Below are 12528 nucleotides of genomic sequence, written 5' to 3' on the forward strand. Positions count from 1 at the left end.
CCTCGTGAGCCGCGCCCAACACATCCCGAAATGAAAAAGGGCCCGCGCGATGCGCGGGCCCTTTTTTAGTCGGTAACCAGAACGGGGCTTAGCCCTGACGCGCCTTGAAGCGCTTGTCCTGCTTGTTGATGATGTAGACCCGGCCGCGGCGACGGACGAGTTTGTTCGCGCGGTGGCGCGTCATCAACGCCTTCAGCGAATTGCGGATTTTCATCGTCGTGTCCTTAACATAAAAAACAGGCGCCACCGGCGCCCGCAAACTCGCGCGGACCATATGGCCAAGACCCGCGTGTGTCAATGTCTCATCCCACTTGTGCAGCACTCACCGCCGCAATGCAGGATTAACGCCCCGGTCATGGATTTTCCATACCCTGCCGACATTTAAAGAGCTAGCAGCACCATGACATCGGACCGTATTGCCACAACGAATGTGTTGATATGCGCACCCAGCCAGCACCTGGCCAGCATGCTGACCTCAATGTTTCGCTTGTTGGGTTGCCGCAAGATACAGACCGTCGACAACGCAGACCGCGCATGGCGCGAACTCGAGCGACGTGAGTTTCCGTTCGTCTTGCTCGACGAGGGCCTGAGCGGCTGCGATCCACTGCGATTCGTGCATCGCCTGCGACGCGCTGAAAGCTCGGCCAGCCGCAATGCAACGATCATCATGATGGCGTCTGCCCCGGATGAGGCTCTGATCAAGGCGGCACGCGATGCCGGAGTAAATGAGTTTCTGCGTAAGCCCTTCTCTGCCAAGCAGATCGAGGCAAGGATGCGCAACAGTCTCAGCCGGCCACGTGAGCTGGTCGCCACCGAGGCCTATGTCGGGCCGGACCGCCGGCGTCACGCGACCGAAGACCGCGGCGCCCAGGAACGGCGCCGCGGCGACAACGAGTAGATCAGGCGGCTGGCTCTGCCTCACCGGATTCGATCTGCTCCCAGCGCAGGCAGGCCACCTGTCGATTTCCCGGGATACGCTCGAGAGGCGGCAACTGCTCGGCGCAGTAATCCTTGGCGTAACGGCAGCGCGTGCGGAACGTACATCCTGACGGCTGATTGATCGGCGAAGGGATTTCGCCTTTCAGAGCATCGATGCTGCGCTCTCGTGCAAGCTTGGGATCGGGAATCGGCACCGCGGTCAGCAGTGCACGCGTATAGGGATGCTTTGGGGTGCTGTAGATCTCATCACCGGTCGCAAGCTCCACGACACGTCCGAGATAGAGAACAAGGATCCGATCCGAAACGTGTCGCACAACGGACAAGTTGTGCGAGATAAAGATCAGGGTCAGCCCGTACTCGTCCTTGAGATCGGCCAGAAGATTGAGGATCTGCGCCTGAATCGACACGTCGAGCGCCGATACCGGCTCATCGCACACAATCAGCTTCGGCTCGGTCACAAGCGCACGGGCGATACCGATCCGTTGCGCCTGCCCGCCCGAGAACTCGTGTGGGTAGCGATTGATCATCTCAGGCAGAAGCCCAACTGATTCCATCACCCTCACCACGCGTTCCTGACGCTGGCGCTTGTTGAGCTCGGGCCGCAAGGTGCGCAGTGGATCCGATATGATCTCACCAACCGTCATGCGCGGATTGAGCGATGCCAACGGATCCTGAAAAATGATCTGCAAATCCTGCCGCCGCTGGCGCATCTCCTTGGGCGACAGCGACATCAGATCCTTGCCCAGCCACAGCACCTGCCCCGCATCCGGCTCGATCAATTGCAGGATGCACCGGCCGAGGGTCGACTTACCGCACCCGCTCTCCCCCACGATACCAAGCGTCTCGCCCTTCTTGATTGTGAAGTTGATGTTCTGGAGCGCCTTGAGTTCCAACGGCTTGCCGAACAGGCCGGTGGCGATGGAGAAGCTCTTCTTCAGATCCTTGATTTCGAGAAGCGTATCTTCGGCTACATTGGCTTGTGCCATCATGCCACCTCCTCATAGCGCAGCGGGCCTTCGTAAAAGCAGGCTTTCTTGCGGTCCCCGCCAATCGGTTCGAGCGGTGGACGTTCCTCAAGGCAGCGATCAAAACAGAACGCACAGCGTGGATTGAACGAGCACCCCTTGGGCAAATGCTCAAGGCTCGGCGGCAGCCCCCTGATCGGGTCGAGACGCTCGGCTCTATGGGCGATGTGCGGGGTCGAGTGCAGGAGCCCCAGCGTGTAGGGGTGGCGCGGATCGTAGAACAGGTCGTTGACCGAACCGGTCTCGACCGAGCGGCCGCCATACATCACCATCATCCGGTCGGCGACGCCGGCCACCACGCCGAGATCGTGCGTGATCAGCACCAAGGCTGTGCCGAAATCCTCCGTGAGCGACTTGAACAGGTCCAGCATCTGAGCCTGCACGGTCACGTCCAGCGCCGTGGTCGGCTCGTCGGCGATCAGAATTTTCGGCTGACACAACAGCGCCATGGCGATCATTACGCGCTGGCGCATGCCTCCGGAAAGCTCGTGCGGGTAGGAGTTCGCACGCTTGGCCGGCTCGGGAATACCCACGCGCTCCAGCATTTCGATTGATGTGCGCACTGCGTCCTTGCGGTCGAACCCGCGATGGCGCACCAGGACTTCTGCCAACTGCGTGCGCAGCCGCAAGGTCGGGTTCAGCGACGTCATCGGATCCTGAAAGATCATCGCGATATCGCGGCCGCGATACTCGTCGAGCCGGCGCTTGTCCATGCCGACGAGATTGACGTCGCCCATCAACGCCTTGCCGGTCGCGCGCCCATTGCGGGCAAGAAGCCCCATGATCGACAGAAACGCCTGGCTCTTGCCGGAGCCGCTTTCACCCACAACAGCAAGCGTCTCGCCTTCGGTGAGCTGGAAGTTCATTTCACGCACGGCATCCACTTCGCTATCGCGCAGCTGGAAGGTGACCGACAGGTCTTGAACATCGAGTACGGTATTGGCCATTCAGCGGTCCTTCGGGTCGAGAGCATCGCGCAGGCCGTCACCGATATAGGTGAGGCAGAACAGCAGTGTCACGAGCACGATGGCTGGCGCCATCAGCATCCAGGGCAGCACTTCCGCTACCGGCGCGCCGGCCGATATCAGCGTGCCGAGCGAGGTTTGCGGCTCCTGCACGCCAAGTCCGAGATAACTCAGAAAGCTCTCCGCGATGATGATTTCAGGGATGGTCAGCGTGGCGTAGATCACCACGGGTCCCGTCAGGTTCGGCACGATGTGCCTGATGATGATGGTCCATGGAGAGGCGCCGCCTGCGCGCGCCGCCTCGATGAACTCACGCTCCTTGAGCGTCAGCGTCTGTCCGCGCACGATGCGCGCCATGGTCAGCCACTCGATCGCACCGATGCCGACGAACAGCAGCACTGGGTGCCGCCCGAACATCACCACCAGGATGATCACGAAAAGGATGTAGGGGAGCGCATACATGATATCGACAATGCGCATCATCACAGAGTCGACACGTCCGCCGAGATATCCGGCAACAGCCCCGTAAATGACACCGATCACGACCGATACCAGTGTCGCGACACCAGCCACGATCAGCGACATCTGCGTGCCCTGCAGGACACGCGCAAGCATGTCGCGGCCGTTCTGGTCAGTGCCGAAATAGTGGCCCTTCTCGAAATCGGGGGGCTTGCGGATCGAGGTCCAGTCGACTTCCGAGTACCCCCACGGCACGAAATACGGGCCAATGAATGCCGCCAGGACAATGAAGACCAGCACAGCGATTGAAGCCACTGCGGCCTTGTTGCGCGCGAGGCGTGACAGCGCATCCTGGGTCAGCGAACGACCCTTTGGCGCGTCGAGCGTTTCGAGCTTGTTGGCGTAGGTGGTGAGGACCTGGTCCTTGCCGGTAATTCCAGCCATTAGCGGTACCTCACCTTCGGATCGAGCCAGGCGTAAAGCAGGTCAACCAAAAGGTTGAGCGCAAGAATGATGAACATGTAGAGAAGCGTTGTGCCCAGAACGATGCCGTAGTCGCGGTTGAGCGCTGCGGTGACGAAATATTTGCCGATCCCAGGCAGCCCGAAGATCTGCTCGACAGCCAGCGAGCCGGTTAGCAGATAGCTCAGCCCCGGCCCGAGGTAAGAGACCACCGGCACCAGCGCCGGCTTGATCGCGTGCCGCGCCATGACCAGCCGCTCACCGAGACCCTTGGAGCGCGCGGTACGAACGTAATTCGTGCCCAGCACCTCGATCATCGATCCACGCATCAGCCGCGAGATCCGGCCCGCATGCGGCCATGCCAGAACGGTAATCGGCAGCACGAGGTATTCCCAACGCCCGCTCACCCAGCCACCGGCCGGAAACCAGTCCAGATAAACGCCGAACCAGAGCTGCAGCAGCGCCGCCATCAAAAAGTTTGGTACGATGACGCCGATCATCACCGCCAGAACCATCACGTAGTCTGGCCACTTGTTCTGGTTTACCGCCGCGACCATGCCGGCAAGAATGCCAATGATCGTCGCAATCACGAAGGCGGACAGCGCCAAGGTCAGCGTGAACGGAAAACCGATCGCGATCAGCTGACTGACTTCAAAGCCCTCGATCACCATCGACGGTCCGAGGTCACCCTGAAGCAAACGCCAGATATAGATGAAGTACTGGTTGATCAGCGGCTGGTCGAGATTGTAGTGCGCGCGCAGATTGGCAAGGACAAGCGGCGGCAGTGCGCGCTCGCCATCAAACGGACCGCCTGGTGCCAACCGCAGAATGAAAAAACAGATCGAAACGGCAATGAACGCTATCGGGATTGCCGACAGCACCCGCCGCGACGCGTATCTGAGCATTGAGAGTGACCTTTATTGTCCGGGCTCGAAGCGGCCATCTGCGGGGCCATGCGCCGGAATAAGAACCGTGGGGCCCGAAGGCCCCACGATTGTTTTGTACCGAGACTACTCTTCGTTCTTCGAGAGCCAGCGGGTGCGGTGCACGTCCTTGGCGTTGTCTTCAAAGCCCTCGATATAGGGGGCGACAACGTTCTTGGAGACGTACCAGTAGATCGGGATCGCTGCGAACTCGTCCATCGCGATCTCTTCGGCCTCGGCGAGAAGTTCGGCACGGGCGTCGAGATCCTGCTCTGCGGCAGCCTCTTCAAGCAGCGCATCGAACTCTTCGTTCGAATAGCGGCCGTAATTGTTGCCCCAGTTCATCTGGCCTTCCTGCTGAACGCCAGTCTTGAGCAGGTCGAGCGTGTTGACCGGATCGTTGTAGTCCATCAGCCAGCCAGCGCGGCCGATCTCGAAATCGCCGGCACGCAGCGCATCGTAGTGAACCGCGACTTCGGAGTTGAACATCTCGATATTGACGCCAAGCGGCTCCCACATGGCAGCGAGCGCCACGGCGATACGCTGGTGGTTGTCGTTGGTGTTGTAACGCAGCTGCAGGTTCAGCGGGCTATCCGGGCCGTAGCCGGCTTCCGCCATCAGTTCCTGCGCACGAGCCATCCGCTCTTCATAGGGCATCTCGGCCCAATCCGGCATGTAGGCCTCTTCGACATAGTTGCCGGTGCCGGGCGGAACCCAGCCATAGGCCGGCAGTTCGCCGGTGCCGAGAATATCCGGACCGATGACGTCACGCAGGATCGAGATGGAGAGCGCCTCGCGGATACGCGGATCCGTCAGCGGGCCTTCTTCCTGGTTCATCACATAATAGTAGATGCCAAGGAACGGCTCGACATGGGCCTGCCCTTCGAGATTCTCCTGCATCCACTGGTATTGGTCCGACGGGAAGTCGGTCAGCATGTCGAATTCACCGGCGCGGTAACGGTTGAGGGCTGCCGCCTGGTCTTCGAGAACGTAGTAATAGACTTCGTCGATCTGAACGTTCTCGGCGTCGTAGTAATCTTCGTTCTTTTCGGAACGAACATACGAGCCCGGAACCCACTCGACGATTTCATAGGGGCCGTTGGCGACGATATTGTCGACATCTGACCAATCGTCGCCCATTTCCTCGACCAGATGCTTCGGCACCGGATAGGCGGTGTAGTGCATCAGAGCATCGAGGAAGTACGGGGTCGGCTGCTCAAGCGTGATCTCAAGCGTCTGGTCGTCGATTGCCTTGACGCCAAGTTCGTCGAAATCCGTGATTTCGCCGGAGTTGATCGCCTCGGCATTCAGGATCGGATACTGCAGATACGCATAGTCCGAAGCCGTTGCCGGATCCATGATGCGCTGGAAGGCAAAGACGAAATCTTCGGCGGTTACCGGCTCGCCATCGGTCCACTGAATACCGTCGCGCAGGTGGAAGGTGTAGACGGTGCCGTCTTCCGAAATCTCCCAGCTTTCTGCCTGTCCCGGGATCGGCTCGGCATTCGCGTCTTCTGTAACGAGACCCTCGAGATAGTCACCGACAACGCGGTTTTCCCAGTCACCGGAAACCTTGTGCGGGTCGAGCGAGCTTGGGTCGCCGCCATTGTGCAGGTTCAGCGTCACGGCGTGCGCGGCGCTGCTCATCAGCATCGCAACCAGCCCGGCGGTGCCAACCGCCTTGAGGGTCTGAGTGAACTTCATGATCGTCCCATCTCCTTGATGAACTTTTTTGTAAGAAACGGCCATGGGGATGCCTGGCCGTTCGCCTGATCTGCAATTTTTACTACTTGATCAAGATCGGTGGACGGTATCCTCACTTTCCGTCCAGTTGCAAGTGAAAGCTTGCCGCAAATGTCGGCGTATCGCCGCTCTGACCAAGTTTTACACTGCGTGCCTAATCCTGACGCTCAAGTAGCGCCGCGACACCCATGCCGCCTGCCGTACAAACGGACAGCAGAGAGCGCTGTTTTTGCTCTGTTTCCAGCAATTTAGCAGCAACGCCGAGGATACGCGCACCTGTGGCGGCGAATGGATGGCCGTAGGCAATGCTCGAGCCTTTGACATTGATGCGATCGCGCGGAATCTCGCCCATAACCTGTTCTCTCTTGAGTACGTCGCGACAATATTGCTCATCCGTCCACGCATTCAACGTCGACAGCACTTGTGCGGCAAAGGCTTCATGCAGCTCGAAATAATCGATATCATCGAAGCCCAATTGCCGCCGCGCCAGCATCTCGGACACGGCAATCGTCGGCGCCATCAGCAATCCGTCACCATGCGCGAAATCGTTGGCGGAAACCCGGCCTGCCGTCAAAAAGGCAAGGATCGGCAGACCGCGTGCGCGCGCCCACTCCTCGCTCGCCAGCAAGACCGAGGCAGCGCCGTCAGTAAGGGGCGTCGAGTTGGCAGCCGTCAGTGTGCCTTCGCCCGACTGTTTGTCGAATGCAGGCTTCAGCGCCGACATGCGCTCCAGCGAAGCATCAGCCCGCACATTGTTGTCCCGTACCAGACCTGCGAAGGGCACCAAAAGATCGTCGTGGAAACCCTCGTCATAGGCCGTGGCGGCATTGATGTGGCTGCTCAGCGCAAACTCGTCCTGCGCCCGCCGCGGCACATGCCATTGCTTGGCCATCAGTTCGCAATGTTCGCCCATTGAAAGACCGGTGCGCGGCTCCTGTGTCGAGGGCGCAACCGGCGCCAACTCGCCGGGCCCGAACCCGCGAAACGCTGCCAATGTCTGCCCGGCGCCTTTCGCCCGGTTGGCATCGATCATGCGATGCTGGAACTTGTCACTGAAAACCAGCGGGCTATCGCTGACAGTATCGCTGCCACAAGCGATTCCGCTGTCGATCTCACCGGTTGCAATCTTGGCTGCCAGCATCAATGCGGCTTGCAGACTTGTACCGCAGGCGATCTGCATCGTGGTGCCCGGGGTCCCAGGCGCCAGCCCGGCATCGAGCGCGGCTTCACGCGCCAGATTGAAATCGCGCGAATGGCTGATCACCGCGCCACCGACGACCTCGTCGATCTTCTCACCAACAAGACCGTATTTTTCTGCCAGTCCACGCAGAGTTGCGGACAGCATCGAGAGATTGGTTTCGTTGGTATAGGCGGTATGCGCGCGTGCGAAGGGAATACGGGCGCTGCCGACGATTGCTACGCGTCTCATCTCGGTCATCTCTACCCCCTAAACCTTGCCATCTGCGCGGGCTTTCAACGGCCCGCCGCGGAACGGTGCGAAACCCGTGCCGAGCACCACACCAATGTCCGCCTTTTCCGGGCTCTCTACGACGCCATCTGCAACAGCAGCCTCGGTAGCATCGACCAGCGGCACCACCAGTTCGCGACCCAACCCCTGCAGGTCTGCGTGCTCGGGGACCTCACCCTTGACCGCCTTGCCGTCTTCCCATCGGTAAAAGCCCTCGCCACTCTTGCGGCCAAGCTTGCCGGCAGAGACCAGTTCGTTGAACTGAGAGCCTTCAGGCACGTCGTGCCCCAACTCCTGGGCCACCGACTTCCCGACGTCGAGACCGACCATGTCCATCAGCTCGATCGGCCCCATCGGCATGCCGAACGCCACCGCAGCAGCATCAAGCAGTTCTTTGCTTTCGCCCTTCTCCACGCGCTCCACGGCGCCAAGCATGTAGGGCATGAGCACACGGTTCACCAGAAAACCGGGCTTGGAGCGAACCACCACCGGGCTCTTCGCTATCGCCAGGGCAAAGGATGCGCCGCGCGCCACCGCCTCATCGGAATTGTGCTCTGACCGCACGACTTCGACCAGCGGCAGTTGCGCGACGGGGTTGAAGAAATGCAGCCCGATCAGCCTGCCGGGATCTTTTAATCCTTCGGCAATACGCTCGAGTTCGATCGATGACGTGTTCGTTGCAAGAATTGCGTCGGGCTTTGCCTGCTCTTCGACATCGGCGAAGACGTTGCGCTTGATCTCCAGATCCTCCAGCACCGCCTCGATGATCACATCGGCGCGCGCCACTCCGCGCCCCGAGGGGTCTGGCTCAAGCCGCAGCATCGCCGTATCGACCAGATGGCGTTTCTTGAGCCGTTTCTGGAACAGCTTGCGCGCGCGATCGAGCGCCGGTTTGATGCGCTCCATGTTGAGGTCCTGCAGCGTCACCGCCATGCCGCGCAGGGCGCACCACGCCGCGATATCGCCGCCCATCACGCCAGCACCCACCACGTGAACACGTTTAAAGCTCGAGCCGCGCTGCCGCTGCTTTTTCAGGTCTTCCGTCAGAAAGAAGATGCGCCGCAGGTTCGCCGCGGTGTCCGAATTCATCAACGGGATGAACGCATCACTCTCGTGCCCGATCATCGCCAGAGGGTCATCGCCATACTTCTCGAACAAATCGATAAGCGCAAAGGGCGCCGGATAGTGCTCAGGCCGCACCTTTTTCTCGGTCTCCTCGCGCATTTTTCTTGCGGTATAGCCGCGCACCGGCCCCATCGCCGCCGCACGTTCTGTAAGACCAGCGGCCTTGGCACGGCGTTTCTCCAGAACCGCCTTGCGCCCCGCCCACCGCAGCGTATCGCGATGACGCACAAGCTTGTCGACAATCCCGATGCGCTTTGCCTGCGTAGCCCGAAGATTGCGGCCGCTCAGCATCATCTGCATGGCATCGACCGGGCCCGCCTGCCGGATCGAGCGACCAGTCCCGCCAAAGCCCGGGAATATGCCGAGCTTCACTTCCGGAAAGCCGATCCGCGTCGCGTCATCATCGACAGCAATGCGGTAGTGACACGCCAACGCCAGCTCCAACCCTCCTCCAAGGCAGAAACCGTGAATGCCCGCAGCGGTCGGCACCGAAAGCTGCTCGAGCCGCGCAAACAGGCGGTGTGTCCGCTCCAGCGCTGCCCGCAGCACTTCCGGCTCGGCGATGTCATCGAACTCGGAGATGTCTGCACCGGCGGCAAAACCATTATCCTTGTCCGAGAGCATAACGAGACCCCGCATCTGTTCCGAGGCGGCGAGCGACTCGATCGGATCCATCAGTTGCTCGAGTTCCGAGAGCACCTCCTGGCTGAGGGTATTCGTCGAGGTTTCGGCGCGATCGAGGATCAGCCAGCCGATAGCCTCGATGTCGAGCGAAAAGCGCCAATGTCTTGAGTGCGGAAGATCGGGAGTGGTGATATCGGCCACGGGCGGCTCCTGTCAGCTCGTCTTGCCTGTCGCGGCAACGCGCGACGCATGGTTTCGTGCCAAATGCTACTCGGCAGCCTCGGCATGGCGGGAAATCGGACGCGAGAATGCGTCCTCAGCAAAGTCATCGACGGCCACCGCCTCCTCGGTAGCTTCGTCCGAGGCGCGCAGGATCCCGGCTTCATTTTCGCCGATGACACCGGCCGCGACGGCGTCCGCGATCGCGTCCCGATCATGCCGGCGCTCGATCGTGCCCTTTCTCAAAGCCTTGGTGAAGCGGGCTTCGATCTCTTCTGCTTCCGTTACCTTGATAAACGCGTCCTCCAGTACCCCGGTCACGTCCTGTGGTGCCGTCGACACATAAGCGCCCATCGTCAGCCGGTCGCGGAATGCACCTGGGCGCAGAACTGCCCGAACAAACCGGTAATTGTCCCGGTCGCGAGAAGGCTTGGCATGCCGACCCAGCGGAAAGCACAGAGCCTTCATCACGTTTGCGGCCACGCGATTTGGGAAGTTGGCGAAGACGCTGCCGAAATTCGCCTCCATCCGCGCGATGTGGTCCCGCAGGATCGCCTCGATCAGCGCACGATCCTCCGCGATGCGCCCTTCATCCTCGAAACGCTTGAGAACGGAACACATCATATAAAGATCACCGAGAATGTCGGCCATCCGACCTGAGATCATCTGCTTGCGCTTGAGATCGCCGCCGAGAAAAACCGTCGTCCAATCGGCGACCAGAGCAAAGTCCTGCGCATATCGATGAACCTGACGATACCAATGCGCCATGTCCCCCGCCTCTTCCGGGTGCGAGCAGATGGCGGAATTGGTGAGACCATAAAGCAGGCTGGCCGACATATTGCGCAGCATGAAACTGGTATGCCCGCCAAACGCGGCATCGAACGCCTTGATGCCATCGCGCCGATCCGTGTCCTGTGCCGCGCGGATTTCCTTGTAGAGGAACGGGTGCGCGCGCAGCACGCCCTGAGCGAACGTCATCAGCGTCCGCGTCAGGATGTTGGCACCTTCAACGGTGATGGCGACCGGCGAAGCCATATAGCCGCCGAACAGATAGTTCTTCGGCCCCTCCTGGATCGCCCGTCCGCCATGAATATCAAAGGCACCGTTGATCGAGTCGCGCATCGCTTCCGTTGTGCGATATTTGAGGAGCGCCGAGATTACCGCCGGGCGCTGACCCTCATCCACCATAGAGGCCGTCAGCCGCCGCGCTGCCTCATAGGTATAGGCATCCTTGAGCATGCCGGAAAGCGGCTCGGCGACGCCCTCCATGATCCCTATGGGTATGTTGAACTGCCGCCGGATACGGGCATAGGCACTGGTAACACGCAGCGACTGCTTGATCGACATCGATCCGATCGCCGGTAGCGAGATCGCCCGTCCAGTGGAAAGACATTCCATCAGCATCCGCCACCCCTGCCCCGCATGATCGGTGCCACCGATCAGGAAATCGAGCGGGATGAAGACATCGGTGCCGCGCACCGGGCCATTCATGAAGGCCTGCCGCGCGGGGAAATGCCGGCGCCCGACCTCAACCCCCGGGTGGTCATGCGGGATCAGCGCCAGCGTGATGCCGATATCACGGCCTTTGCCGAGCAGATTGTCCGGATCGTGCAGATCGAACGCCAGCCCGATCAGCGTCGCGATCGGAGCCAGCGTAATGTATCGCTTGTCCCAGGTTAGACGGACCCCAAGAACCTCCTCGCCCTCATAGGTGCCCTTGGTCACGACGCCGACATCGCGCATCGCACCAGCGTCAGACCCCGAATGAACGCCCGTCAGCGCAAAGCACGGCACCTCCTCGCCACGCGCCAACGGCCCCAGATATTTTTCGCGCTGTTCCGGCTTGCCGTAGCGCTCAAGCAATTCGCCGGGCCCCAGCGAGTTCGGCACCATCACGGTAATGCCTGCGGCTACGGAGCGCGACGAGATCTTCGAGACAACCATCGACTGGGCCTGGGCCGAGAATCCGAGCCCACCATGCTCCTTGCCGATCACTAGCCCGAGAAACCCCTTCTGCTTGAGGAAATCCCAGACTTCCGGGCTGAGGTCCATACGTTCGTTGCGGATGTCCCAATCGTCGAGCATTGCGCACAGCTCTTCCACCGGACCATCAAGGAACGCCTGTTCCTCGTCGCTCAGTGTCAGCGGACGGATCGATGTGAGCTTTTTCCAATCGGGATCGCCGGAAAACAGTTCCGCATCCCACCCGACGGTACCCGCATCGAGCGCTTCCTGCTCGGTTTTGGATACACGCGGCAGGATGCTGCGCACCGCCTGGTAAACCGGTGTGGTGAAGACGGCCCGCCGCAGGTCATCAATGCACAGCAGCAGGACGATGATGCCCGGCAGCAATGCGATGATCAAAGGCAGTGGGCTGAAGTCGATGACAGTCACGCCATCAAGTCGCGCCAGCAATCCAAGAACGATAAACGCCACGCCCCACTGCCAAAGAGGCGCCTGCCGATACGACAGGGTAACCACGACAGCGAGCGCAACCAGCAACCACAGCAAGAGCATGAATATCTCCACCAGCAGGGAACGTATCCCCGCCTCAAGCGTCACGAGTAGGAAGAACT

General features: G+C 60.5%; 10 protein-coding genes. 1 reads left to right on the plus strand and 9 read right to left on the minus strand.

Annotation, left to right across the window (positions count from 1 at the left end; genetic code table 11):
* Positions 1-88 precede the first annotated feature (88 nt).
* Positions 89-214: a type B 50S ribosomal protein L36 gene (gene ykgO, locus IE127_RS18405; protein WP_189427270.1), complete on the minus strand. Its 126-nt coding sequence runs from the start codon at positions 212-214 to the stop codon at positions 89-91.
* Between the two features lie 186 nt (positions 215-400).
* Between ykgO and IE127_RS18410 the strand changes: the two genes are divergently transcribed.
* Positions 401-898: a response regulator gene (locus IE127_RS18410; protein WP_189427271.1), complete on the plus strand. Its 498-nt coding sequence runs from the start codon at positions 401-403 to the stop codon at positions 896-898.
* 1 nt (position 899) lies between these two features.
* Here IE127_RS18410 and IE127_RS18415 read toward each other — a convergent pair whose 3' ends face one another.
* From IE127_RS18415 to IE127_RS18450, 8 genes are all read right to left on the minus strand, one after another.
* Positions 900-1925, minus strand: a complete 1026-nt coding sequence (locus tag IE127_RS18415) for an ABC transporter ATP-binding protein (RefSeq protein ID WP_189427272.1) — start codon at positions 1923-1925, stop codon at positions 900-902.
* Entirely contained in the window at positions 1925-2911 is a 987-nt protein-coding gene (locus IE127_RS18420) for an ABC transporter ATP-binding protein (protein WP_189427273.1), read from the minus strand. Before IE127_RS18420 ends, IE127_RS18415 begins: the two co-directional genes overlap by 1 nt.
* Positions 2912-3832: an ABC transporter permease gene (locus IE127_RS18425; RefSeq protein WP_189427274.1), complete on the minus strand. Its 921-nt coding sequence runs from the start codon at positions 3830-3832 to the stop codon at positions 2912-2914. It abuts the gene before it with no gap.
* On the minus strand, positions 3832-4755 hold the full coding sequence (locus tag IE127_RS18430) for an ABC transporter permease subunit (RefSeq protein WP_189427275.1): 924 nt from the start codon (positions 4753-4755) through the stop codon (positions 3832-3834). Before IE127_RS18430 ends, IE127_RS18425 begins: the two co-directional genes overlap by 1 nt.
* Before the next feature lie 105 nt (positions 4756-4860).
* A complete protein-coding gene (locus tag IE127_RS18435; RefSeq protein WP_189427276.1) occupies positions 4861-6477 on the minus strand; it encodes a peptide ABC transporter substrate-binding protein in 1617 nt (538 codons plus the stop codon).
* A 193-nt stretch (positions 6478-6670) separates the two neighbouring features.
* The gene (locus tag IE127_RS18440) at positions 6671-7954 is read right to left on the minus strand and encodes an acetyl-CoA C-acetyltransferase (protein ID WP_189427277.1); all 1284 of its coding nucleotides are present in this window, start codon (positions 7952-7954) and stop codon (positions 6671-6673) included.
* A 9-nt stretch (positions 7955-7963) separates the two neighbouring features.
* Complete coding sequence (locus IE127_RS18445; protein ID WP_244640348.1) at positions 7964-9934, minus strand: 3-hydroxyacyl-CoA dehydrogenase NAD-binding domain-containing protein; 1971 nt, start codon at positions 9932-9934, stop codon at positions 7964-7966.
* A 66-nt stretch (positions 9935-10000) separates the two neighbouring features.
* Positions 10001-12469 (minus strand): acyl-CoA dehydrogenase, encoded by a 2469-nt coding sequence (locus IE127_RS18450; RefSeq protein ID WP_189427278.1) that lies wholly within the window; start codon positions 12467-12469, stop codon positions 10001-10003.
* Between the last annotated feature and the right edge of the window lie 59 nt (positions 12470-12528).

The sequence above is a fragment of the Devosia pacifica genome, assembly GCF_014652635.1.
GTDB classification, from domain to species: domain Bacteria; phylum Pseudomonadota; class Alphaproteobacteria; order Rhizobiales; family Devosiaceae; genus Devosia; species Devosia pacifica.